Origin of the sequence: Gaetbulibacter aestuarii (assembly GCF_039537665.1) — a bacterium.
Classification (GTDB): domain Bacteria; phylum Bacteroidota; class Bacteroidia; order Flavobacteriales; family Flavobacteriaceae; genus Gaetbulibacter_A; species Gaetbulibacter_A aestuarii.
In genome coordinates this window covers 1,290,954-1,314,073 of sequence record NZ_BAABAY010000001.1, presented here as the reverse complement: position 1 = coordinate 1,314,073, position 23,120 = coordinate 1,290,954, and the positions used below count along the sequence as shown (strand labels likewise).

General features: G+C 37.5%; 24 protein-coding genes. 9 read left to right on the top strand and 15 right to left on the bottom strand.

Annotated elements, in window-relative coordinates; all coding sequences use genetic code 11:
- Window positions 1-7 precede the first annotated feature (7 nt).
- Window positions 8-742: a DUF547 domain-containing protein gene (locus tag ABD682_RS05880; RefSeq protein ID WP_344740037.1), complete on the top strand. Its 735-nt coding sequence runs from the start codon at window positions 8-10 to the stop codon at window positions 740-742.
- The gene (locus ABD682_RS05875) at window positions 735-1,433 is read left to right on the top strand and encodes a TIGR04283 family arsenosugar biosynthesis glycosyltransferase (protein ID WP_344740035.1); all 699 of its coding nucleotides are present in this window, start codon (window positions 735-737) and stop codon (window positions 1,431-1,433) included. Before ABD682_RS05880 ends, ABD682_RS05875 begins: the two co-directional genes overlap by 8 nt.
- On the opposite strand, the gene ABD682_RS05870 is transcribed toward ABD682_RS05875, so the two are convergent.
- Window positions 1,430-2,155 carry a metallophosphoesterase family protein gene (locus tag ABD682_RS05870; RefSeq protein ID WP_344740033.1) on the bottom strand — a complete coding sequence of 242 codons (726 nt, stop codon included), beginning with the start codon at window positions 2,153-2,155 and terminating at the stop codon, window positions 1,430-1,432. The genes ABD682_RS05875 and ABD682_RS05870 overlap by 4 nt on opposite strands.
- 32 nt (window positions 2,156-2,187) lie before the next feature.
- Window positions 2,188-3,201 carry a glycoside hydrolase family 113 gene (locus tag ABD682_RS05865; protein WP_344740031.1) on the bottom strand — a complete coding sequence of 338 codons (1,014 nt, stop codon included), beginning with the start codon at window positions 3,199-3,201 and terminating at the stop codon, window positions 2,188-2,190.
- A 119-nt stretch (window positions 3,202-3,320) separates the two neighbouring features.
- On the opposite strand from ABD682_RS05865, the gene ABD682_RS05860 reads away from it, so the two are divergent.
- The 5 genes from ABD682_RS05860 to ABD682_RS05840 are packed head-to-tail and all read left to right on the top strand — an operon-like array spanning window position 3,321 to window position 9,872.
- Window positions 3,321-4,625 carry an NAD(P)/FAD-dependent oxidoreductase gene (locus ABD682_RS05860; protein ID WP_344740029.1) on the top strand — a complete coding sequence of 435 codons (1,305 nt, stop codon included), beginning with the start codon at window positions 3,321-3,323 and terminating at the stop codon, window positions 4,623-4,625.
- A complete protein-coding gene (locus tag ABD682_RS05855) occupies window positions 4,622-6,223 on the top strand; it encodes a 4Fe-4S binding protein (protein WP_344740027.1) in 1,602 nt (533 codons plus the stop codon). Before ABD682_RS05860 ends, ABD682_RS05855 begins: the two co-directional genes overlap by 4 nt.
- Before the next feature lie 40 nt (window positions 6,224-6,263).
- Window positions 6,264-6,953 carry a glycosyltransferase family 2 protein gene (locus tag ABD682_RS05850; protein WP_344740025.1) on the top strand — a complete coding sequence of 230 codons (690 nt, stop codon included), beginning with the start codon at window positions 6,264-6,266 and terminating at the stop codon, window positions 6,951-6,953.
- Window positions 6,950-8,440, top strand: a complete 1,491-nt coding sequence (locus ABD682_RS05845) for a cellulose synthase family protein (RefSeq protein ID WP_344740023.1) — start codon at window positions 6,950-6,952, stop codon at window positions 8,438-8,440. The genes ABD682_RS05850 and ABD682_RS05845 overlap by 4 nt, the downstream gene beginning before the upstream one ends.
- A gap of 34 nt (window positions 8,441-8,474) precedes the next feature.
- A complete protein-coding gene (locus ABD682_RS05840; protein WP_344740021.1) occupies window positions 8,475-9,872 on the top strand; it encodes an MptA/MptB family glycosyltransferase in 1,398 nt (465 codons plus the stop codon).
- 19 nt (window positions 9,873-9,891) lie between these two features.
- Here ABD682_RS05840 and ABD682_RS05835 read toward each other — a convergent pair whose 3' ends face one another.
- The 5 genes from ABD682_RS05835 to ABD682_RS05815 all read right to left on the bottom strand — a co-directional run bounded on the left by ABD682_RS05835 (window position 9,892) and on the right by ABD682_RS05815 (window position 13,791).
- Window positions 9,892-10,677, bottom strand: coding sequence for an RMD1 family protein (locus tag ABD682_RS05835; RefSeq protein WP_344740019.1), 786 nt, complete (start codon window positions 10,675-10,677; stop codon window positions 9,892-9,894).
- 63 nt (window positions 10,678-10,740) lie between these two features.
- A complete protein-coding gene (locus tag ABD682_RS05830) occupies window positions 10,741-10,962 on the bottom strand; it encodes a hypothetical protein (protein WP_344740017.1) in 222 nt (73 codons plus the stop codon).
- A 15-nt stretch (window positions 10,963-10,977) separates the two neighbouring features.
- The gene (locus ABD682_RS05825; protein ID WP_344740015.1) at window positions 10,978-11,316 is read right to left on the bottom strand and encodes a hypothetical protein; all 339 of its coding nucleotides are present in this window, start codon (window positions 11,314-11,316) and stop codon (window positions 10,978-10,980) included.
- A gap of 33 nt (window positions 11,317-11,349) precedes the next feature.
- Window positions 11,350-12,324 (bottom strand): deoxyhypusine synthase family protein, encoded by a 975-nt coding sequence (locus ABD682_RS05820; protein ID WP_344740013.1) that lies wholly within the window; start codon window positions 12,322-12,324, stop codon window positions 11,350-11,352.
- A gap of 63 nt (window positions 12,325-12,387) precedes the next feature.
- On the bottom strand, window positions 12,388-13,791 hold the full coding sequence (locus tag ABD682_RS05815) for a type III PLP-dependent enzyme domain-containing protein (protein WP_344740010.1): 1,404 nt from the start codon (window positions 13,789-13,791) through the stop codon (window positions 12,388-12,390).
- A gap of 588 nt (window positions 13,792-14,379) precedes the next feature.
- On the opposite strand from ABD682_RS05815, the gene ABD682_RS05810 reads away from it, so the two are divergent.
- Complete coding sequence (locus ABD682_RS05810) at window positions 14,380-14,853, top strand: SRPBCC family protein (protein ID WP_344740008.1); 474 nt, start codon at window positions 14,380-14,382, stop codon at window positions 14,851-14,853.
- A gap of 292 nt (window positions 14,854-15,145) precedes the next feature.
- The gene (locus ABD682_RS05805; RefSeq protein ID WP_344740006.1) at window positions 15,146-15,457 is read left to right on the top strand and encodes a hypothetical protein; all 312 of its coding nucleotides are present in this window, start codon (window positions 15,146-15,148) and stop codon (window positions 15,455-15,457) included.
- A 171-nt stretch (window positions 15,458-15,628) separates the two neighbouring features.
- Here ABD682_RS05805 and ABD682_RS05800 read toward each other — a convergent pair whose 3' ends face one another.
- The 8 genes from ABD682_RS05800 to ABD682_RS05765 form a co-directional block, all read right to left on the bottom strand.
- Window positions 15,629-16,471: a pseudouridine synthase gene (locus ABD682_RS05800; RefSeq protein ID WP_344740004.1), complete on the bottom strand. Its 843-nt coding sequence runs from the start codon at window positions 16,469-16,471 to the stop codon at window positions 15,629-15,631.
- Window positions 16,472-16,538: 67 nt separating this feature from the next.
- A complete protein-coding gene (locus tag ABD682_RS05795) occupies window positions 16,539-17,441 on the bottom strand; it encodes a geranylgeranylglycerol-phosphate geranylgeranyltransferase (RefSeq protein WP_344740002.1) in 903 nt (300 codons plus the stop codon).
- A 61-nt stretch (window positions 17,442-17,502) separates the two neighbouring features.
- Entirely contained in the window at window positions 17,503-18,432 is a 930-nt protein-coding gene (locus tag ABD682_RS05790) for a mevalonate kinase family protein (protein WP_344740000.1), read from the bottom strand.
- A 31-nt stretch (window positions 18,433-18,463) separates the two neighbouring features.
- Complete coding sequence (locus ABD682_RS05785) at window positions 18,464-19,543, bottom strand: diphosphomevalonate decarboxylase (protein ID WP_344739998.1); 1,080 nt, start codon at window positions 19,541-19,543, stop codon at window positions 18,464-18,466.
- Between the two features lie 61 nt (window positions 19,544-19,604).
- The gene (locus tag ABD682_RS05780) at window positions 19,605-20,816 is read right to left on the bottom strand and encodes a BaiN/RdsA family NAD(P)/FAD-dependent oxidoreductase (RefSeq protein WP_344739996.1); all 1,212 of its coding nucleotides are present in this window, start codon (window positions 20,814-20,816) and stop codon (window positions 19,605-19,607) included.
- Window positions 20,813-21,499 (bottom strand): glycerophosphodiester phosphodiesterase, encoded by a 687-nt coding sequence (locus ABD682_RS05775; RefSeq protein ID WP_344739994.1) that lies wholly within the window; start codon window positions 21,497-21,499, stop codon window positions 20,813-20,815. Before ABD682_RS05775 ends, ABD682_RS05780 begins: the two co-directional genes overlap by 4 nt.
- Window position 21,500: 1 nt before the next feature.
- On the bottom strand, window positions 21,501-22,364 hold the full coding sequence (locus ABD682_RS05770) for an acyl-CoA thioesterase (protein ID WP_344739992.1): 864 nt from the start codon (window positions 22,362-22,364) through the stop codon (window positions 21,501-21,503).
- A 49-nt stretch (window positions 22,365-22,413) separates the two neighbouring features.
- Window positions 22,414-23,100, bottom strand: a complete 687-nt coding sequence (locus ABD682_RS05765; RefSeq protein ID WP_344739990.1) for an NUDIX hydrolase — start codon at window positions 23,098-23,100, stop codon at window positions 22,414-22,416.
- Between the last annotated feature and the right edge of the window lie 20 nt (window positions 23,101-23,120).

The window sequence follows — 23,120 nt, the reverse complement described above, 5'->3', positions numbered from 1 at the left end:
TAATAAGATGAAAGTTTTATCTATGCTTTTTTTACTCAGTTTTGTTGTGTTTCCGAAGACCGCTTTGGATTCGGATGCTATTCAACCTAAAACAGCACAAAAGGTGAACCATATGCTTTGGACAAACCTGCTTCAAAAGCACGTTTCTAACGATGGTCATGTAAACTACCGGGGTTTTAAAAAGGACTGGCCTGCCTTAAAAAATTACATTACAATTTTAGGCAAACAAACACCTCAAAGCAATTGGTCGAAACCGGAAACATTAGCCTATTGGATCAACGCGTATAATGCGCTAACGATAGATCTCATTTTAAGACATGATCCTGTAAATAGTATTAAGGATATTCGAAATCCCTGGAAACAAGAACTGTGGACTTTGGATGATAAAACCTACGATCTGGATTTTATAGAGCACCAGATACTGCGTAAAATGCAGGAACCACGCATTCATTTTGCAATCGTTTGTGCTTCATATTCCTGTCCGAAATTGAGGAACTCCGCCTATAAACCAGATCATTTGAACGATCAATTGGATCAAGCTGCGAAAGATTTCATCAATGATCCAAAACGCAATGACCTTTCAGAAAACAGTATAGAAATCTCCAAAATATTTCAATGGTTCCGAAGTGATTTTGAACAACATGGGAGCCTCATTGATTTTCTAAATCGTTTTGCCGATATTGAAGTTTCAAAAAACGCGCGCATCCGATTTAAAAACTACAATTGGGATTTGAATGATTAAGATTTCCATCATCATACCGGTTTTAAACGAGGTGAATACCATACCTAAACTTTTGGAACATCTCACCCAAAACATATCAAACCCAAAAACTACGGAGCTCATTTTTGTAGATGGCGGAAGTGATGATGACACATTAAAATTGCTGAAAAACACTCAGAACATTCATGTTTTTAATTCTGAAAAGGGTCGTGCGAAACAAATGAATCTCGGTGCAAGAAAAGCTCAGGGCGAGATCCTTTATTTTTTACATGCAGATTCACTACCTCCTAAAAATTTCGATCATTTGATTCTTAATGAGGTTTCCAAAGGAAATAAAGCAGGATGTTTCAAAATGAAATTCGACAGTAATCACTTTTGGCTGAAATTGGCTGGTTGGCTTACGCAACTACCTTTTCCAGCTTGCCGTGGCGGCGACCAAAGTCTATTTGTTACCAAAACCCTGTTTAATGACGTTGGAGGTTACGACGAGACCTTCTTTATATACGAAGACAACGACCTCATCAGGAAATTATACAAACGAAAGTCTTTTGTTGTAATCAATAAGTGGCTCATTACTTCGGCTCGAACGTACAGGTCTCACGGCGTTTGGAAACTGCAGTACTATTATGCTGTAATTCATTTAAAAAAGTTCTTTGGAGCTTCTGCTATGCATTTGAATGAATATTACAAAAAGCATGTTTTGCAATCTTAATTTCGACCTTTTTCCTTTGGATATAATCTTGGTAAGGGATCACTTTGATAAACAGCCTTTGTATCGATATTCATAGCAGATAACCGGCCGGTAAACGCTGCTCCGGTATCCATATTCCAAATGGTGGCCGCTTGCATTGGCATTTCAGAATCATAGCGAATCGTAGGGGTATGCCCGATATAAATTTCGTTGTAATGCTTTAAACGGTTGGGGTAATTAGGGTTGTCCTTTTTAATGTTTTCATCCAGGGCCAGGGCCATTTCCCAAAGTGTTCGATCGTAAAAAAAAGTACCCGTATTCACTTCTTTTTCCACGCCGTGCATCGAGGTAAATCCGGCGTGAATGAACAAACGATTATCAGCATCTAAATAATAGGATTTCATCGTTTTGAAAAATTTCAAATGTTCATGTTTAGCTTCTTTTGAAAAATCAGCATAACTTTCCATGGTAGCTTTACCGCCATGAATATACCAGGAAGGATTTACGGTGCCATCCTCCAACCAATTTTCGCACCAAATATCATGGTTGCCTTTGATGAAGATACACGAGAACTTATTTTCTAATTCCATTAAAAACTGAATCACCTGGGCCGACTCCGACCAACCATCAACATAGTCACCCAAAAAGATGAGTTGGTCTTCCTCAGTAATTTCCATAGTATTTAAAAGTTGAATCAAGGCTTTGAGTCCGCCATGAATGTCGCCTACAACAAAAGTTCGCATGAATAAATTGATTTTAAAATTTTGCTTAGATATTAGCCATTTAAGCTGTATTGTTTTTTGATCAGGGCTTCTACCGGCTTGTTCTGTGGGGTATACATGGTATTATTTTCACCTCCTACCCTGTCGTGATCATGAAACCACTTCCACAGAAAACCTCCAGAAAACCAGGATTCATTCCAAAAGGTTTTAAACAGCGCCTCAGTAGCATTGTATTGAGCCTTAACATTAACACCCTTCATATTACGGTCGCTCACCCAGGGCGCTTTCCCGGTGTAATCGACACTGCGATAACCGTATTCAGTAAATAAAACGGATTTCTTAACCTGATCAGATAAGGCCTTAATTTCAGGTTTATATTTTTCCCATCCCGCTAAACAATCTTCTACACTGGGCATTTTTTTATCACTCACCGGAAAATAAGCGTCTATGCCAACATAATCCAGATCACTCCAGAACGGCACTGTTTCATACTCATTCCAATTAGCCGCATAAGTTAATTTCCCTTTATAAACAACTCTAATTTTCGAAATTAGGTCCTTCCAAAATTGAGGACGCTCATGCGTAAAGTTCTTTAGCTCAGTACCTATACAAAACAAGGATACATGAAGTTGTTCTGCCAGTTTCGCGTAGGTTAAAATAAAGTTTGAATAGGATTTCTCAAAAGTTTTCCAATCGGCTTCACTCGCCATGGTTATTTGACCGGTAAATTCACCGCGCCATACCCAGATCTGAGGTTTTAACATGACCTGAATATCATGATCCTGCAATACTTTTATGTATTGCTTCACACCTTCAACCCGCTCACCAAACCATTGGCGCTCCGTGTTAAAAATGAGTTCCGGATGTTTCAGATCGCGTATAAATCCGAAAGGCATTACCGAGGCATAATTAGCATTTAAATTAATAACCGGTTGAATATGTTGTGCATCAATAGCATCACGGGAAGCCACGAAACTAACGCCATCAATTTTTTTAGTCTGGCCACCACAGGATGCCAGAATAAAACATAATATAACAGACAGGTATTTGGCTATTTTTGATCTCATAATAAGCCTAAGCTTTAGGGAAAGATACTAATCCATTTTCAAAAATTATTCGGTTTTTAAATTAAACTTCTGTTAAGTTCTTATCTTTAACTTCGACTGATTCACAACAAATCGCCTTTATGGAGCACATTGTTATTATAGGAAATGGAATTGCAGGTGTAACTGCAGCACGGCATATCCGCAAGAATTCTGATAAGAAAATAACAATCATTTCAACTGAAACCCCCTTTTTTTTCTCACGAACAGCCTTGATGTATGTTTACATGGGGCATATGACCTTTGAGCAGACCCAACCTTATGAAAATTGGTTCTGGAAAAAAAATCGTATCGATCTTAAACAAGGTTTTGTAAACCACATCACACCGGAAAATAAAATGCTTCATTTAGATGATGGCAGTACAATACATTACGATAAACTCATTATCGCTACAGGAAGTAAACCCAATAAATTTGGTTGGCCCGGACAAGATCTAAAGGGTGTTACCGGCTTGTATCATAAGCAAGATCTGGAGAATCTGGAAATTTATGCGCCAAACAATAAAGTGTGCCAGCGTGCTGTAATTGTTGGTGGTGGTTTGATTGGGGTAGAATTGGCAGAAATGCTTAATACCCGAAATATTCCTGTTACTTTTTTAGTGCGAGAATCCGGTTTTTGGGGCAATGTTCTCCCTGAAGGAGATAGTAAGATGATCACACAACATATAATAAGTCATGGGATTGATCTGCGACTAAATTCAAATTTAAAAGAAATTAAAGCCGATGAGAATGGCACAGTGAAATCTATTGTGATCGCAGAAACAAACGAAGAAATTCCCTGTAATCTCGTTGGTCTGACTCCCGGCGTTTCACCGAATATTGATTTCTTAAAGGATTCCGGAATAAAAACGCATCGTGGTGTGATAGTAAACCGCTATTTAGAAACGAATGTGGAAGCTGTTTATGCCATTGGTGATTGTGCTGAGCAAGAAGAAGCCATTGGGCGACGAAAACCTGTTGAAGCCGTTTGGTATACCGGTCGTATGATGGGTGAAACTTTAGCTCAAACCATCTGTGGAAATCGGATGAAATACAATCCCGGGCATTGGTTTAATTCGGCTAAATTCTTTGATATTGAATATCAAACTTACGGTTGGGTGTCATCCAAACCTTCCGACCATGAAGTTCATTTTCATTGGGAACATAACGACAAAACAAAATGCATAACCCTGGCTTATCATAAAACTGAGAGAACACTTCTAGGCATCAATACGTTTGGTATTCGGATGGGTCATGAGGTTTTTGATCGGTGGCTTACTGAAAAACGGGATATCGATTTTGTGATCGATCATTTAGCTGAAGCAAATTTTGATCCTGAGTTTTATGCACATTTCGAAAATGACATTAAAAAAGCCTACTTAAAAAACTATGATACTGTAAACCTATGAGTTTAAAACTAAATACCTCCATGGCTTTGGTTAAACCCGACGCTCAACCTTTGTCATCCAAACAAAAGGGTGCTGTTGCTTTGGGGACCTCCGGATTGTTTATTTTACTTTTAGCCCTTTTGAACACAAGCTTTCCCCATCAAGGTCTGTTTCTTACTTTAGCTTTAGGCCTGATAACTTTGGGTGTTGTATTATTTACGCACGACCTCTATTTAAACAAACATGAAGGTATTAAAAATGATGGTGTTTGGTTTAAAGCTATAACGTCCCGTGGCACCATAAGTTGGATTTTAGGAATTGTGCTCACCTTATTTTATATCGTACTATACTTTTACCCAAATCTTCTGGGACTAGCATCGGATGGTGGAGAAAACACCGGACTTGTGGGTTTATTCGATCCGCTGAGTAAATTATTAAGCGGGAATCCCGCGAGCCAATGGTTTGTTTATGGCACACTATACACCCTGGCTATAACTATTTTCGGATATAAATTCATTTTAAAATATCGGCATAATCGCTACGAAAAACTCCGGACTATGTCTGTGATGTTCTTTCAATTAGGTTTTGCTTTTTTGATTCCGGAATTCATGTCGCGCCTGAACGAAAGTCCAAATTATAATTTACCCTATTACGATTTAAAAAGTATCTGGCCTTTAAATTATTATTTATTCGATCAATGGTCTGTAAATGGGTTTTTATCTTCAGGAACTCTTGGTTTATCCATGCTGATTTTTGGCATCGTTTCGATATTCATTATCACTCCTATTTTAACCTATAAATATGGTAAGCGCTGGTATTGCTCCTGGGTTTGTGGTTGTGGCGGACTTGCTGAAACTGCGGGAGATTCTTTTAGACAACTTAGCGACAAATCTTTGAAAGCCTGGAAGCTGGAGCGCTGGCTAATTCATACCGTTTTGGTGTTTTCTGTGATCATGACAACCGCTGTTATTTACACCTATTTAGGTAGAGATCCTTCACGCTATTGGTTAACTCAAAACGTTTTTTTAACAGGTGTTGGGGTGCTCCTAACTCTGGTTTTTACACTTGTTATGATATTTAAACGGCACAGTTTAGGTAAAGATGCCCGCTACGGTGCCATAGGTTATTTTGTAATTATCGCCTCACTTTTTGCCATGCACTATACCGGTACTACCGATAAGATCTTTTTGATCAAAGCGAGTTCCTTACGATCCGCCTACGGTCTTTACATTGGTTCTATTTTTTCCGGAGTTATCGGCACCGGTTTTTATCCCATTTTTGGCAGTCGTGTTTGGTGTCGCTTCGGTTGTCCCATGGCCGCTATTTTAGGATTTCAGCAACGGTTATTTTCAAAATTCAGAATTACCACCAATGGCGGGCAATGCATTTCCTGCGGAAATTGTTCCACTTATTGTGAAATGGGTATCGATGTGCGTGCATATGCTCAGAAAGGAGAAAATATTGTACGCTCCAGCTGTGTAGGCTGTGGAATTTGCAGTGCCGTTTGCCCAAGAGGTGTTTTAAAACTCGAAAATGATACCATGAAAGGGCGCATAAATTCCAATGAGATCTTATTAGGGAACGATGTGGATTTAATGGATCTGGTTAATAAAAAATAATTCCTTAAACAATTGTATTTTTGCAGCCTAAGTTTAACCCATGGCCGTTATTAAAGTTATTATTCCCGCCTTCAATGAGGCAGATTCTATCGCACTCGTCATCCAGGAGATTCCAAAAATCGTAGATGAAGTGATTGTTGTAAGTAACGGCTCAACCGATGCTACGGAAGCCAATGCCGAAAAAGCCGGGGCTACTGTTCTTACTGAAACGAATAAAGGCTATGGCTATGCCTGTTTAAAAGGGATGGACTATATCGACCGACAGCAAACAAAACCGGATATCGTGGTATTTTTAGATGGTGATTACAGCGATTATCCTGAAGAATTGACTAAAATTGTTCGTCCTATTCTGCAAGAAAACATAGACTTTGTTATCGGCGCTCGCGCCAAACATCTCAGAGAAAACGGTTCGATGACCACACCACAGATCTTTGGAAACTGGCTGGCCACAACTTTAATGCGATTTTTTTTTAATGCAAAATTTACCGACCTTGGACCCTTTCGAGCTATTAAATACGAAAAGCTCTTAGCCCTGAACATGCAAGACAAAACCTATGGTTGGACCGTAGAAATGCAACTTAAAGCCCTGAAACAAAAACTACAATATTCTGAGGTTCAAATTCATTATAGAAACAGAATTGGTGTTTCAAAAGTTTCAGGTACGGTAAAAGGTGCTATATTTGCAGGCATAAAAATTCTGGGTTGGATTTTTAAATACAGTATTAAATGATTTTAGAAAAGATAATTATAGTAGTTTATACCTTCGCATTGATCATGATTTTAGCCTATGCGTTGGCACAACTGAACTTATTGTTTAATTATCTCACTGCCAAGCGTAAGGAGGATACTTCAGTTAAATTCGATTTTTCGAATCCGGATGAGATCCCCATGGTCACCATACAGTTACCGGTGTATAACGAAATGTATGTTATGGATCGGTTATTGGATAATATTGCGAAAATCGATTATCCTAATGACAAATTGGAAATTCAGGTGTTGGATGATTCTACAGATGAAACTGTAGAGACCACTCGAGCGCACATAGAAAAATTACAAAAGACTGGACTTGATATAAAACACATGACGCGTGAAAATCGCGTAGGCTTTAAAGCTGGAGCATTGAAGGAAGGTTTAAAAACGGCTAAAGGTGAATTTATAGCCATTTTTGATTCTGACTTTCTACCTGAGGAAGACTGGCTGAAACGTACCGTTCCTTATTTTAAAAATCCAAATATTGGTGTGGTACAAACCCGCTGGGGACATATCAACCGAAACTATTCTATCCTAACGAAAATACAAGCTTTTGCCTTGGATGCGCACTTTACTCTGGAACAAGTGGGTAGAAACAGTAAAGGGCATTTTATCAATTTTAACGGTACCGCGGGTGTTTGGCGTAAAGCGTGTATCATCGATGCCGGAAACTGGGAAGGTGATACCTTAACAGAGGATCTTGATCTAAGTTATAGAGCACAACTTAAAAATTGGAAATTCAAATATCTTGAGGATGTTGAAACACCAGCTGAATTACCAATTGTGATAAGTGCGGCGCGCTCGCAACAGTTCCGTTGGAATAAAGGTGGTGCTGAGAACTTTAGAAAAATGCTTTGGCGTGTTTTGAAAAGTCATAATATATCAGCTAAAACAAAAGTACATGGATTACTTCATTTGCTAAATAGTACCATGTTCCTGAATATCCTTATCGTAGCGATTTTAAGTATTCCTATGCTCTACATTAAAAATGAATACGCGCATTTAAAGACATATTTTATAGTGATGAGTTTCTTTGTGACCAGTACTGTAATTTTCTTCATTTGCTACTGGATCATGTACAGGAACATTTATGGCGATGGCATTAAGAATTTCATTCGCTATGTAGGAATGTTCTTCGTGTTTTTCTCCATCGCGATGGGCTTCTCATTGCACAATACCATTGCCGTTATTGAAGGCCATTTAGGTAAGAAAAGTGAATTTGTACGGACTCCGAAATTTAACATTAGCAAATTTAAAGACAATTGGAAAACTAATAAATACATCAATAAGAACATTTCTGTGAATGTTATTTTTGAAGGTTTGCTTATGTTGTATTTTGGTTTCGGATTGTACAGTGCCTTTGTAGTAGGTGATCAAGGTGGAGACTTCGGGCTATTCCCATTTCACCTGATGCTTTTCATCGGTTTTGGTTATGTATTCTTTAAATCGATAACCTCAAAAGTTTAAAATTTCCGACTTCATTTTAATGTATCTTTGATACATGTTAGGTAAAAGTTCATACTTAAATAATAAGGTACCGATTATTTTATTAGTGCTTTTAAGCACCTTGTTTTACTGGAGTTTTGCTTATGATCTGGAACGAACCGATTATTTTAAACTTCTAAGTTTATACTTCGGTTTATTTGTTTTCTTTATCATTCTTATCAATAAACTAAAGGATCAACCCAAGGTCTTAACATGGTTAGCTTTTGGTTTTCGGGCTATTTTTTTGTTGAGTATCCCCAATTTATCTCAGGATTTTTATCGTTTTATTTGGGATGGCCGCATTATTTTAGAAGGTTTTAATCCTTTTATCCATAACGTTGAAAATTTTATTTCGAGCGGTCTGTTTCCGGTAGCTCAAGCTGAAACGCTTTATCATGGCATGGGTGTTTTAAATGCAAGTCATCTCTCAAATTATCCACCAATAAATCAATGGTGTTTTATCATAGCAGCCCTGTTGGCGAATAAAAGTATTTTGGGATCTGTTATAATCTTGAGATTGATCCTAATCGCTGCTGATTTTGGGACGCTTTATTTTGGAAAGAAGTTATTGAAACTCCTTGGAAAACCGGAGCATTTAATATTTTGGTATATTCTGAATCCCTTCATCATCATTGAACTTACCGGAAATTTACATTTTGACGGCTTGATGATCTTCTTTTTAATATGGAGTTTGTATTTACTTCATCTTGGAAAATGGGGTTTAGCGGCAATTCCTTTTGCAGCATCGATCTCAGTAAAATTGATGCCGCTTTTATTTTTACCCTTATTTTTCCAATGGTTCCGGGTAAAACATAATAAGCATAACGAAACGGAACCTTCACACCTTAGGGTAAAAAGACTACTGGTTTTTTATTTCATTATTGGAATCATTACGCTGGCTCTGTTTGCTCCTTTTTACTCCCGTTCCTTTTTTGAAAACTATTTAGATACTGTAGCGCTGTGGTTTCAAAAGTTCGAGTTCAATGCCAGTTTGTATTACATTGCCAGAGCTATAGGCTATGGGTTTCGAGGCTATAATGAGATCGCCACTATAGGAAAATGGATCGCGATTATCGTGTTTTTAGCGGTCATGCTATTAGCTGTTTTTAGAAAAAATAAAACCATGGCACAACTCATTACCACAATGCTTTTCGCCCTAAGCTTTTATTACTTTACAGCTACAACCGTGCATCCCTGGTATATTGCCACGCTTTTATTTTTAAGCATTTTTACACGTTTTAAGTTTCCTCTGGTTTGGAGTGCTGTTATATTCCTAAGCTATTTGGCATACTTGCATGTTGATGACTCCGATAAATCTGAAAATCTCATTATAATTAGTATTGAATACGGCATTGTTTACGGTGTTTTCCTCTGGGAACTTTTTATAAAAAAAGGATCAAAATCCGTGACTTAAATTGTTCTGCCTTTAAAATTCAGATCCAATTTGCAAGTTTGGCTATAAACAGATCGATGACTTCAATGACGATCAGAATAATGATGATCCACTCCAGCCTGCTGCTTTCATTGTGATCCATAATATCTTTAAAAAGCTCCAGATTTTCTTTAATTATTTCAATACGATCATTAATCAATCTGTAATGATCTTTGAGATCAAAGACTTGCTTTAAATCCTGATTTAATTTATTGAGTTCTTCAATCTCCCAGGTAATTTCAGGGGAGTCAAAAATATAAAGGTTCTCAGCAATTTTATTCTTGATATTCAACACTCTGCCAATATATCGTTTTAAATTATGTCCTGAAATATCCAGTTTTCCATGTTCTTCCAAAAACAACGTATGCTCATTTGTTTCGGCAAGTAACTCTTGCGTAATTTCTGAATACCGATCTAAGGCTACCGATTGCGACGTGTTTAATAGCACTAAACGGATCATTTCTTGATCTAAATTTGGCAGAATAACGGTGTCGAAAGTAACTTTTAAGGTATTGGGTTCTACCGAAACTTGAACGGAATCTGAGAGTTTTTCAGAGGAATAATGAAAACAATACGGGATTAATTGTTCCAACGCACCACTCATTTCTGAAGGCGACATATTAAAAAAACTGACTATGCCATATTGAAAAATATAGATGAATTTGTCCTCTGATATCGCATAAAAGAGTTCGTCGCTATCCTGAAAAAGCAATCGCCAGGCCAACTTTTCTCTGCTTGACTTTATGCTGATAGCACTGGCAATCTGGTAAGCAACTACCGTATACATAGAGCTATAATTTGCAACAACCCTCTTGGGCTCCTTACTCTCGCAAAAGAATCAAATAAAAAATTAAAGTGGCTTCAAACTTTCAACACGATAAATAACTTCATCGTCTGAGTCGTCTTCCACAAAGGTTATTCTGAAATTGGTATCAACTAAACTCTTATCGTTTTTTAGGTCGTATTGTTTTAAAACGCGCGGATGAACTTCCTCAAAAGCTAATTCCTCGCCATTTTCAAACCAAAACGTAAAATAACCGTTTTTGTAGGATTTAAAAACAGCTGTTCTCATGGTATTTATAATTGGTTAATCGTTATCATCGTCGTCGTCATCCTCCAGTTCGCCATCCGGAATATCAGGATCCTGAACGGCATCCGGATCGTCGGTATCAAAATCTTCATAGTCGTCCTCATCATAGTTTTCCATGGTTACGGCAAGCTTGGTACTAACCTTCACCAAATATTTGGTATCCTCTGTGGTAACCTCAACTGCCTCAATAATTTCGTTATGTTGATTTCTGAATGAAATGATCTGATCGTCATCATAACCATCAGGATATTTCTCCACCAACATCGCTAAGATTTCAGGGGTTAGTTTTTTAAAATCTACAATGACACGTTTCCGGTTATCATTCTTATTTTTCATTCTAGTGGATTTAAATTTCTTTTTAGCATCAATTTACATGCCCAAAAGATAAGCAAAAATTAATGGCGCAACAATAGTAGCATCACTTTCTACAATAAATTTAGGGGTGTCAATATCTAATTTACCCCAGGTGATTTTTTCATTAGGTACCGCACCGGAATAAGATCCGTAACTCGTTGTAGAATCACTGATCTGGCAAAAATAACTCCAGAATGGTGTATCGGTACGTTCCAGATCCTGATACAACATAGGCACTACACAAATTGGAAAATCACCTGCAATACCACCACCAATTTGGAAAAATCCAATACCTTTTTCTGAATTAGCAGTATACCAATCAGCTAAAAAGGTCATGTATTCAATACCCGATTTCATGGTACTGGCTTTCAACTCACCTTTTACCACATAACTGGCAAAAATATTACCCATGGTGCTGTCTTCCCAACCCGGACAAACAATTGGCAGGTTTTTTTCAGCCGCCGCATACATCCAGGAATCTTTAATATCAATCTCATAATACGCTTCTAAAACGCCTGAAAGCAACATTTTATACATATACTCATGCGGCAAGTAGCGTTCTCCTTTAGCCTCAGCTTCCTTCCAAATTTCAAAAATATGTTTTTGCAAACGACGAAACGCCTCTTCTTCAGGTATACAAGTATCCGTTACCCGGTTTAATCCCTTTTCAAGAAGGCCCCATTCCTCTTTTGGCGTAAGATCCCGATAATGTGGTACGCGTTTGTAATGTGAGTGTGCTACCAAATTCATGATATCTTCTTCAAGATTCGCCCCTGTGCAAGAAATAATATGCACCTTATCCTGGCGGATCATTTCGGCAAAACTTTTACCAAGCTCGGCAGTACTCATCGCTCCCGCCAACGATACCAGCATTTTCGCACCCTTGTTTAACTGGTCTTCATAACCTTTTGCAGCATCCACCAGAGCGGCAGCATTAAAGTGTAAATAATGTTTTTCTATGAATTGAGAAATTGGTCCTTTTGTACTCATTATCAAATTATATTTCAGTATTAATCAAGCTGTTTTTCAGTATTCTTTTAATCTTTCTACGAATTATTTGTGGGTATCATACCCTAAAATTTGAAGCAGATCGGCACTTTCCTGTTGCTCACTAAACACTTTGGAAACCAATTTACCACTGGCATCCTTATCTATTAAAATGTGTTTCGGTGAAGGAATCAGGCAGTGTTGCAAGCCGCCAAAACCACCAATCGTTTCCTGATAAGCTCCGGTATTAAAAAACCCAATATACAACGGTTTTTCTTTATGATACTTTGGCAAATAGATCGCATTCATGTGCTGCTCACTGTTGTAATAATCGTCGCTATCACAGGTTAAACCGCCCAGTAGCACACGCTCATAGCTATCCTGCCAACGATTTATAGGCAATAAAATAAAACGTTTATTAATCGCCCAGGTATCAGGAAGTGTTGTAATGAAGGATGAGTTAATCATATTCCATTTCTCACGATCGTTCTGTTGCTTTTGATACAAAACTTCATAAATAGCACCGCCGCTTTCACCCACGGTAAAACTACCAAATTCGGTAAAAATATTGGGAACATCCACACCTTCCTCTTCACAGGTGAGCTGGATCTGATTTATGATCTCATCGATCATATATTCATAATCAAATTCAAAAGCCAGAGAATTTTTTATTGGGAATCCGCCACCTATATTCAGACTGTCTAAAGTGGGACAAATCTTTTTCAAACTAATATAAACGCGCAAACATTTCAGCAATTCGTTCCAGTAATAGGCATTATCGCGAATTCCGGTATTTATAAAAAAGTGTAGCATTTTTAGTGACACTTTTTCGTTGGTTGCTATCTGACTTTTATAAAATGGTAAAATATTTTTGTAACCAATTCCAAGACGCGAGGTATAGAATTCAAATTTAGGTTCCTCTTCGGAAGCAATCCGAATTCCCACATTAAAGTGGCCTTTAATTTCTTGTGAAAGCAGGTCGATCTCCTCGTAGTTATCAATAATCGGAATCGCATTTTTATGACCGTTATTGATCAATCGCGCAATATTGGTAACGTATTGAGCACGTTTAAAACCGTTACTAATGACGTAGGTATCATCCGTAATTTTACCCGTGGCTTTCAACTGTTCAACAATATCAATATCAAAAGCCGAAGACGTTTCAATATGAATGTCATTTTTCAAAGCCTCATCCAAAACATGTTTAAAATGAGAACTTTTGGTACAATAACAATAGTAATACTTTCCTTTGTATTTATGCTTTTTAATAGCTTCGTCAAACCACCTTTTAGCGCGGTTAATATTATTCGAAATTTGCGGTAAATAAGTAAACTTTAGAGGCGCCCCATAGGTTTCAGTTAAAGCCATCAAATCAATATCGTGAAACTGTAGTTGCCCCTTTTCAACTTTAAATTCTTCCTGAGGAAAATCAAATGTCTGATTTATTAAATCAATGTATTTCGTATTCAATGTGTAGTAAAAATAGTTTTTAAATTAGTTTTGCTCCTTAAAAGTAAACAATGAGAAAAACAAAACCAATCAAATACGTATTTGATTTTGAGTTATAGGCACCAAGCCAAAGCCGTTTGGCGCGGCATGGATTGAGGTAGCGGAAGTTAGCTTTAAAATTCGGTTGCTTAATCTGTAAGCTGCTTTTGAATATGACTTCCTGAATTTCAAAAGCCCGAACATAGAAACAGGTTTCAAATTGTTCAGCTAAGCGAGCCGCAAATGTAAATTATTTTTTAACACAGCAATCGTTTTGTAAAATAATTTTTTGGGCGTTCCCCTGCGGGTCGGGCTTTCCGTTGCAAGTCCTCGCGCTTTAGCGCTGTGGGCTTTTCACTACAATCCCTAACGCGAATCCGTAAGTTTTAAGAAAATTAAAATACAACGAGAAACAGCACTAAATTCAGAAAAAAGCTTTCTTATTTAATTTAATTATACGAATTTTCTTAAGTTTTCACTATATTGTTTTCAGAAATCAATCGCGCTCTATAACATCTTGATTTACAACCATAAACAAACCAGAATACGCTAGAAAACCTCAACCACTAAATGCCGATCATCGAATTAAAAACCGTAATTAAAGCGAAACAAGCCATCGTTTTTGATCTGGCACGAAGTGTTGATTTACACAGAATTTCCTTATTGCATACCAGAGAAAAAGCTATTGATGGTAAAACAACGGGGCTTTTAGAATTAAATGATTCCGTAACATGGCGTGCTAAACACTTTGGCGTATACCTTAAGCTTCGTTCTAAAATAACGGAATTCGATCAGCCTCATTTTTTTGTAGACGAAATGGTTACAGGTCCTTTCAAAACCATGAGGCACGAGCATGTTTTTATTACCTTCAAACAACAAACCATAATGACCGAATTCTTTTATTATCAGGCACCCCTGGGAATCTTCGGAAGGCTGGCCAACATCTTATTTTTAAAATGGTACATGACTCGTTTATTGATCAATAGAAATCAAGTCCTTAAAGATTATGCCGAGAGCGATAAGTGGCATAGCGTTTTAAAATAATAGGATAATCTAAACCACAACATTCAAAAATTCGTTTTTTAACATCTGTATTTAATTGATTTTTAATATCTTAGATACTGCTATTAATAAACCAAAAACCATCATGTTTAAATTCAAGTCCGTTCTATGGCTGGTCTTGACATTGTTTATTGTACAAGTCAGTTATTCCCAAACTATTTCAATCGATAAAAATTCGAAGTATCTAAAAAAAAATAACCTGATATTTTCTAATCATCCTAAAGAGGATCAAATAGGTAGGAAATTCTCGATCCTTAAAATCAATGAAAATTGTATGATTCTGAAACTGGAAAACTCAGATGGCAATTGCGGTGACGAGACCCAAATACAAATTGAAAGAAGTTTAAAGGTTACGAATCACAGTTTTCAATTATGGATAAAACCCAGTACCGAGCACGTTACAGAAAAGCAATTCATTGAACACGCTTTTCTGGTGCTGAATCAGGATCCCTTTGAAGATGGCATAGTAGGCTTAAAGGGCTATATTAAGCTGGAGATTCGAATGGAAACGACCTATAAATACAAATTACCCAAGACGAAGGATTACGATTATTTTACCTATGCTATGAATTTTGAGAATGATTAGAAAGGAAAACGAAGCCTGGTCATGGCCAGGAAGGTAATAATTTGGTAATCTCATGAAACAGATTGCTTCGCTTCTCTCGCAATGACGGTCCTTTTTGTTATTGCGAGAAACGCAGTGACGTGGTAATCTCTTTCCAAGGATTGCTTCGCTACTCTCGAAATAACTTTATTTCTACAACATTTGCAACTGATTCAATTCCTGCTTGCTCAAATGTTTCCAGTGGCCTCGAGGAATATCTTTTTTAGTAAGATGTGCAATAGCTACACAATCGATGCTGATGATATTGTAATTAAAGTGTTCAAAAATAGTTCGAATGATGCTGTTTCCGGTATTCTTGATTTTCAAACCAATTTCCTTTTTCGAAGCACCATCAATGTAACTGATCTCTTCAACGGTTATTAACTTACCATCGATCTTAAAACCACTTTCAATCTTTTTCAAATCCTCCAACTTCAAATTCTTATCCAGTTCAATATGAAATAGTCGCGGCACACCGTGTTTAGAATTGGTAAATTTATCGTGTATTTTATCGTCATTGGTAAACAATATTAAACCCTTAGAATTACGTCCTAAACGTCCAATTGGCTTAATATCCGACTTGGTTGCATTCGCTACTAAATCCATAACCGTTGGTCCTTTGCTATCGCTGGTTGTTGTTGCGAAACCTTTAGGCTTATTAAGAAGCACATAGGCTTTTTTTTCAGGATTGATTCGAGACCCATCAAAGCGAACGTCATCATTGAGTTTTACTTTATAGCCCATTTCTGTAACCACCTTGCCATTTACGGTTACCAAACCGGTTGCAATATGCACATCAGCTTCCCTACGGGAACAAATACCCGCATTGGCCACATATTTATTCAATCTGATTTCATTGGAATCGGATGCCTTTTTAGGAGTTCCTGTTGATTTTTTTACAGGGGCATTTCCGCGTGCGTAACTCTTGGAACGCTTATTATCCATACCGCGTCCTGAAGCTTTTCCTTTTCCCTTACTCCCTTGATGTCTGCTCATTACTTCTGAATTTTTTTGCAAAGATATAGTTAAATTAATCACTAACGATTTTAATCCCTATAATTTACTAAATCCGATTTAAAACAACGCTAACCTTGATTAAAACAATACAAAACACACCGGAAACGATAATGAATTTGAGGATGTTATGGAGAATCAGGTAATGTAATTTTCTTTTAGATAAACGCAATACCCAAAGAAATACCAAAAGCAAAAATGTACTAAAATAGAAGTAGAGGTACATGTAACCAACATCGAAATAATTCAATAGCAAATACGTTGGGATCAAAGTGAGTATCGCTAAAATAGTAAGCATAATTTTTGACACTTTTTCACCATAAACTACCGGTATGGTTTGATAATTTTGAACCAGATCTCCTTTAATATTTTCCAGATCTTTGGTGAGTTCTCGCATGGAAATCAATAAGAATAAATACATTGCGTGAATAAAAATGACCGTTTCGAAATTCTTATAATACAGGAAAATCGCAAAAAATGGGGTGATCGTGAGGATCGCCGAAGTTAAATTCCCAACAAAAGGCAACTTTTTAAGTTTGTGTGAATAAAACCAAATTCCAAAAATATAACCTGAAAAGAATAGCACCGCATTAAACGATACATAACTTGCCATGATTACGGCTGCAAAATTAAGCACAAAATAGAAAGATAGTTTGGTATTCTGACTTACGAATTGGTCCAATTGGGTTTTCAAGGGGCGGTTGATCAGGTCTTTTTCAGAATCGTAAAAGTTGTTGATAATATAACCACCCGCAATCGTAGCAGCAGATGCTAAAACCAACATGAGTAAATTTTCATCAAAAAGCACAGATCTTAAAGGTTTATCGTGCGCCATGATATAGATGGAAGCCAGGTATTGGGCAATAACCATCACCAAAATATTGTAGCCACGCACTGCAGAGAACATACTAAAAAACTTAAGAATGATATGTTTCTGTTTTGTAGCTGTCATACCAGGTCCTTATTTAATAATTGCCCTTGCGGACCTTTTAGTGAGAAGAATAAAAATACTTCTAGAAATTATAAACAACCTCTAATTTGTAACCGGCGAGAGCCTGTTTTGCTTTTTCGATATCCTCGGTAAATCCTAAAATATAACCACCACCACCAGATCCGCATAACTTCAAATAATACTGGTTCGTTTCCAGGCCTTTTTTCCAAAGGTCGTGGAATTGCGTGGGAATCATTGGTTTAAAGTGATTAAGAACAACCTTGGATAATTGTTTGGTGTTTTTGAATAAGGATTTGATGTTTCCGGTAAGGAAATCTTCAACGCAGGCATCCGTATGTTTTATGAATTGATCCTTCAACATGTTACGGAAACCTTCCTGCTTCATGTTTTCCATAAAAATACTTACCATCGGAGCAGTTTCGCCAATAACACCACTATCAATTAAGAATACGGCTCCTTTACCATTACTTTGCTGTGCTGGAATTCCGGTAGCCTCGATATTATCTTTAGAATTAATCAGAATTGGGATACTCAAATAACTGTTTAAAGGATCAAGACCAGAAGATTTACCGTGAAAAAATGACTCCATTTCCGCAAAAATAGCCTTCAAATTCAACAGCTTTTCGCGTGTTAAATTCTCCAGTACTGTAATTTTATCTTTGGCATAATTATAATAAATGGCAGCCACTAAAGCACCACTACTACCTACACCATACCCTTGCGGAATGGAAGAATCAAAATACATGCCTTCATCAAGATCGTGATTCAAAGCGTCCATATCAAACTGCACCAGACTGTCATCAATGTTTTCCAGATATGCCGCAAATCGCTTCAAACCTTCATTTGATTTTATGGCCTTCTCCGAAGGATTTTTATCCACTTTTAAAGCGCCATTGTAGAAGTTATAAGGAATGGACAAACCTTTGGAATCTTTGATGATACCATACTCACCAAAGAGTAAGATTTTCGAGTAAAATAAAGGGCCTTTCATTAAGCAATTTTTATTTGATAGTTGTACAAAATTACAACAGTTTTGCACCAAAACCAATTCTGTCACTAATATAATGACCATTTTGGCAAAATGCAACTAGTTCATTTTTAATAAATTCGCCAATCTGTTTTGCTTCATAATCGGGAAATAATAGGTGCACATTGGCTCCGGCATCCAAAGTAAAACAGAGATGGGCTTTTGTTTTTTCACGATACGCCCAAATCGCATTTATAATTTTTAATGTATTTGGTTTCATTAAAATGAAATACGGGTTGCTCGTCATCATCATGGCATGAAGCGTCAGTGCTTCCTGCTCCACCAAACTCATAAAGCCCTCTAAGTCGCCGCTCTTTAAAATTCCTTTCAACTGCGACAGATTATTTCCGGCTTGTTCAAAACGTTGCTTAGCGAACGGATGACCAAACATTAAATTGTGGCCAACCGTGCTACTAACCTGCTTTTCTCCTTTATCAACCAACAGAATAGTATCGTGATAATTTTTAAATACCTCATGCACTTCATATGGGTATTTTATTCCGTATAAATTAGAACTTCCCTCAATGCCCTCATGTTCACCCCAAACTACCAAATCACCTTCAATACTGCGGCAGGCACTTCCGGAACCAAGACGGGCCAGAAAAGAAGCTTTCTTTATAAAGTCTGCTTCCGAAAGGTTATCGGACATGGCCTTTTCAATACTCATCAAACATAATGCAAGTGCGCTCATGCCTGAAGCCGAAGAAGCAATTCCAGAACTATGAGGGAATGAATTTGAAGTTTCAATTCGAAAATGATAGGATTTCAAAAAGGGCAAATACGTTTCAACGCGTTCAAAAAAAGTGAGGATTTTAGGTTTGAAATCCGGTGCTTCCTTGCCATCTAGCAATATGGTAAATGAAAAATCGCGCTGATCTTCCTTTTTTGAAAAATGTATTGTCGTTGTTGTTTTACATGCATTAAGTGTAAAACTGATTGACGGATTTTCAGGTATTTGATTCTCGCGTTTCCCCCAGTATTTCACCAAAGCAATGTTGCTTGGTGACGACCAGGTAAAAGCACCACTGTTCAAGCTTTTTGTGTAGGGTTTTGGAATAAATTGGGCGTCCGTCATATTTTATATTTCTGTGGGCAAAGATAATAACTTTCGACATGCACGTTCGAAAAAATACATCTTAAGCTCCTATATTTTGAGCGGCAATAAAAGCTCCCGTCCAGGCATTCTGAAAATTAAATCCGCCAGTAATCGCATCAATATTTAAAACCTCCCCTGCAAAATAAAGATTTTCACAACATTTGCTTTCGAAGGTCTTAAAATTCACTTCTTTCAGGTCAACGCCTCCTGCCGTTACAAATTCTTCCTTAAACGTACTTTTTCCGTCGATATTGAAAACGGCCTGAGTCAGCTGATCTGCCAATGCCTCTAACTGATTTTTATTTAGTTCTGCCCATCGCATATTTTCGTTTATGCCTGCTGATAAAACCAATTTTTCCCAAAGTCGTTTCGGGATATCAAAGGAAGCCGATTTACGAACTAATTTCTTGCTGAGATCGTGTTTTAAGGTTTTTAATTTTTCTATAGCCGACTCCATATCCATAGTAATAAAATTTATTTCAATATCGAATTTATAATTGCAGGCCGCTAATTCAATAGCTCCAAAAGCAGAAAGTTTTAATATCGCCGGCGCACTAAAACCCCAGTGTGTCATGAGCAAAGGACCCGTGCTTTCTAAATCTGTGTTTAAAATCTTAACATGAACATGAGGTACCACCACACCGGGAATATCCTTAATCCGATCATCTTTACAATTAAAGGTGAATAAGGAAGGAACCGGCGCAACGATCGTATGTCCAAGTTCTTTTAAAAGCTCCCAAATTTTGGGATTACTTCCTGCAGCTACCAAAACAGATTCAGCATCAAATGTGTTTTTATTTGTACCAACGATAAAGCGATCTCCTTCTTTTTGGATATTTTTTACCGAATGATTTAAAAGAATTTCTACACCATGCTTTTGAGCTTCATTTAAAAAACAATCTATAATGGTTTGGGAAGAATCAGATTCGGGAAACATCCGACCATCATCTTCAATTTTCAGGGAAACACCGCGCTTTTCAAACCATGTAATCGTATCTCCGGTCATGAATTGATGAAAAGGTCCTAATAATTCTTTGTCACCTCGGGGATAATTTTCAATTAAGTTCCTGGGGATAAATTCGGCATGGGTTACATTACAACGTCCGCCACCCGAAACTTTAACTTTATTAAGTACCGTGTTTCCGCGCTCAAGAATACAAATTTTGAGGTCTGGGCGTCGTTTAGCAAGATTGATGGCTGCAAAAAATCCTGCAGCACCGCCACCAACAATGATCACATCTTTTGATATCATATCCTATCAGGAAAGTCGGTTATTATGCCGTCTACACCAAATGTTTTCATTCGTTCAATATCCGAAGGTTCATTCACTGTCCAAACATTTATTTTAAAACCTTTCTTGTGAATTTGGTTCACAGCATCTTCAGATAATAAATTAAAATCAGGATTAATAGCCTTCGCGTTTATGGTTTCAGCAAAAGTTAGTGCCTTCTTTAAACTGGTTTCCGTAAGGACGGCCAATGGGATATTTTTATTATGTTGAAACGCCTTTTTTAAAAGATCTTCTTTAAAACTAGAAATGATAAAGTCGCTATAACTCCAGCCTTTTTTCAGAACATAGGTTTCTATGATATCACAAGCCTCCTCAGCAGTTCCTTTGCCCTTCAATTCCACATTAACAAAGCATTTTTTATCAACCAGATCGAGTACCTCAACTAAGGTTGGAATCTGAAAATTCTTTAAAACTTTGAGTTTTTTAAGTTCTTTTAATGTGAAATTTGAAATTTTTCCTTTCCCATTCGTTACGCGACCAAGGGTAAAATCATGAAAAACGACCAACGCTCCGGAAGCACAAACATGCACATCCAACTCAATACCGTCAGCTCCGAGATCGATAGCTTTTTGAAATGACGGTAGCGTGTTTTCCGCCACATAGCCTCTGGCGCCACGATGTCCTATTTTTAATATCTGAGTCATCTTAATTTTTCGGTCGCATTAAACCTTCTTGAGCTACAGAGGCAATCAATACACCATCTCTGGTATAAATATTCCCTCTGGCAAAACCTCTTGCAGCGTTAGCATTTGGGGATTCAATAGAGAAAAGTAACCAATCTTTAAAATCGAAATCTCTGAAAAACCACATGGAGTGATCTAAGCTCGCCGATTGAATATTACCCCAATGTGCTTTACTGGCATGAGGATTCATCGCTGAAACCAGGATATTATAATCTGAAATATAAGTCAGGATTTGTTGTTTGGTTGCGAGATCCAAATCATCAACATTCCCTTTTAGCTTGAACCAAACATCATTAAATGGCGGCAGATCTTTGCGTTCCATAGGATTTGCAATTACGGTGGGTTTAAAGTCGATGGGGCGATCCACTTCAAAAAACGCTTTTAATCCGCTGGGTAAATAATCATTAAACTGATGTAAAATATCGGTCCAGCTCAGTAATTCCTCGGGCTGTTTGAGATCCGATTTCATGGCTTTTTGATGGCTGTAACCGGTTTCCTTTTTATGAAAAGAGGATGCCATGATAAAAATAATACGATCCTTCTGGCTCGCAGTCACCCGGCGTACGGAAAAACTACCACCATCACGTAGAATATCTACTTTATAGTCAATGGGCGTATTAAGATCGCCAGCCTCTAAAAAGTAGGCGTGTAAGGAATGTAATATTCGTCCATTCTTTACCGTCCTGTAAGCCGCATTCGCAGCTTGCGCCAATACTTGTCCGCCAAAAACCTGCGGACTTCCAATAGATTTGCTAGTTCCTGTAAAAGTATGGTCGCTTACATGATCCAGAATGAGTAGATCCAATAAATCGTCGACTGAAGTCATTTAAAAAGTTTTATGTAAAAATAGGAACTAAACCTAAGGATTAAAAACCTTAAAGGTTAAAGTATTGATCATGGTTATAACGATCCTGATCAAAAGTATATAAAAAAGCACCTCGGCGCGAAGCCGACATATCTTTCTCATCAAGTTTTACAAAGGCACTGATCTGGTTGAGCTTTCTGCGGAAATTACGTTTATCTAAAGATTCATTTAAGATACCTTCGTACAAGGCCTGAAGTTGTGGAATAGTAAATTTTTCAGGTAATAAATTTAAAGCGATAGGGGTATTTCGAACCCGGCGACGCAAACGGGTTATAGCAGAATGAACCATAGAAACGTGATCGAAGGCCAGTTCGGGAAGATTATCTACCGGAAACCATTTAGCGCCATGCTCCTCTATTCTATCATCATCGTACTCTGACCTTAGAATCAAAGCAGTGTAAGAGATCGAAATGGTGCGTCCTCTGGGATCGCGATTGGCTTTACCAAAGGCCTTTACCTGCTCCATATACACATTTTCTAACCCGGATAAATTGAATAGAACACGATTGGCGGCTTCATCGAGATCTTCGTCGTTCCCAATGAAACCGCCAATTAATGACCATTTTCCTTTTTGAGGTTCAGCACCTCTGTGAATTAAGAGACATTCTAATCGATTATTATTGAAACCAAAAATAATACAATCCACAGCGATCTTGATCTGCTGGGTTTGTTGATCGAACAGACTTTCAATTCTCATTTAAAATCTATTAAAGCGCT

Excerpts from the sequence above, each read along its gene's own strand:
- ABD682_RS05880 (WP_344740037.1), top strand. The coding sequence starts at position 8 with ATGAAAGTTTTATCTATGCTTTTTTTACTCAGTTTTGTTGTGTTTCCG.
- ABD682_RS05875 (WP_344740035.1), top strand. The coding sequence starts at position 735 with ATGATTAAGATTTCCATCATCATACCGGTTTTAAACGAGGTGAATACC.
- ABD682_RS05870 (WP_344740033.1), bottom strand. The coding sequence starts at position 2,155 with ATGCGAACTTTTGTTGTAGGCGACATTCATGGCGGACTCAAAGCCTTG.
- ABD682_RS05865 (WP_344740031.1), bottom strand. The coding sequence starts at position 3,201 with ATGAGATCAAAAATAGCCAAATACCTGTCTGTTATATTATGTTTTATT.
- ABD682_RS05860 (WP_344740029.1), top strand. The coding sequence starts at position 3,321 with ATGGAGCACATTGTTATTATAGGAAATGGAATTGCAGGTGTAACTGCA.
- ABD682_RS05855 (WP_344740027.1), top strand. The coding sequence starts at position 4,622 with ATGAGTTTAAAACTAAATACCTCCATGGCTTTGGTTAAACCCGACGCT.
- ABD682_RS05850 (WP_344740025.1), top strand. The coding sequence starts at position 6,264 with ATGGCCGTTATTAAAGTTATTATTCCCGCCTTCAATGAGGCAGATTCT.
- ABD682_RS05845 (WP_344740023.1), top strand. The coding sequence starts at position 6,950 with ATGATTTTAGAAAAGATAATTATAGTAGTTTATACCTTCGCATTGATC.
- ABD682_RS05840 (WP_344740021.1), top strand. The coding sequence starts at position 8,475 with ATGTTAGGTAAAAGTTCATACTTAAATAATAAGGTACCGATTATTTTA.
- ABD682_RS05835 (WP_344740019.1), bottom strand. The coding sequence starts at position 10,677 with ATGTATACGGTAGTTGCTTACCAGATTGCCAGTGCTATCAGCATAAAG.
- ABD682_RS05830 (WP_344740017.1), bottom strand. The coding sequence starts at position 10,962 with ATGAGAACAGCTGTTTTTAAATCCTACAAAAACGGTTATTTTACGTTT.
- ABD682_RS05825 (WP_344740015.1), bottom strand. The coding sequence starts at position 11,316 with ATGAAAAATAAGAATGATAACCGGAAACGTGTCATTGTAGATTTTAAA.
- ABD682_RS05820 (WP_344740013.1), bottom strand. The coding sequence starts at position 12,324 with ATGAGTACAAAAGGACCAATTTCTCAATTCATAGAAAAACATTATTTA.
- ABD682_RS05810 (WP_344740008.1), top strand. The coding sequence starts at position 14,380 with ATGCCGATCATCGAATTAAAAACCGTAATTAAAGCGAAACAAGCCATC.
- ABD682_RS05805 (WP_344740006.1), top strand. The coding sequence starts at position 15,146 with ATGATTCTGAAACTGGAAAACTCAGATGGCAATTGCGGTGACGAGACC.
- ABD682_RS05800 (WP_344740004.1), bottom strand. The coding sequence starts at position 16,471 with ATGAGCAGACATCAAGGGAGTAAGGGAAAAGGAAAAGCTTCAGGACGC.
- ABD682_RS05795 (WP_344740002.1), bottom strand. The coding sequence starts at position 17,441 with ATGACAGCTACAAAACAGAAACATATCATTCTTAAGTTTTTTAGTATG.
- ABD682_RS05790 (WP_344740000.1), bottom strand. The coding sequence starts at position 18,432 with ATGAAAGGCCCTTTATTTTACTCGAAAATCTTACTCTTTGGTGAGTAT.
- ABD682_RS05785 (WP_344739998.1), bottom strand. The coding sequence starts at position 19,543 with ATGACGGACGCCCAATTTATTCCAAAACCCTACACAAAAAGCTTGAAC.
- ABD682_RS05780 (WP_344739996.1), bottom strand. The coding sequence starts at position 20,816 with ATGATATCAAAAGATGTGATCATTGTTGGTGGCGGTGCTGCAGGATTT.
- ABD682_RS05775 (WP_344739994.1), bottom strand. The coding sequence starts at position 21,499 with ATGACTCAGATATTAAAAATAGGACATCGTGGCGCCAGAGGCTATGTG.
- ABD682_RS05770 (WP_344739992.1), bottom strand. The coding sequence starts at position 22,364 with ATGACTTCAGTCGACGATTTATTGGATCTACTCATTCTGGATCATGTA.
- ABD682_RS05765 (WP_344739990.1), bottom strand. The coding sequence starts at position 23,100 with ATGAGAATTGAAAGTCTGTTCGATCAACAAACCCAGCAGATCAAGATC.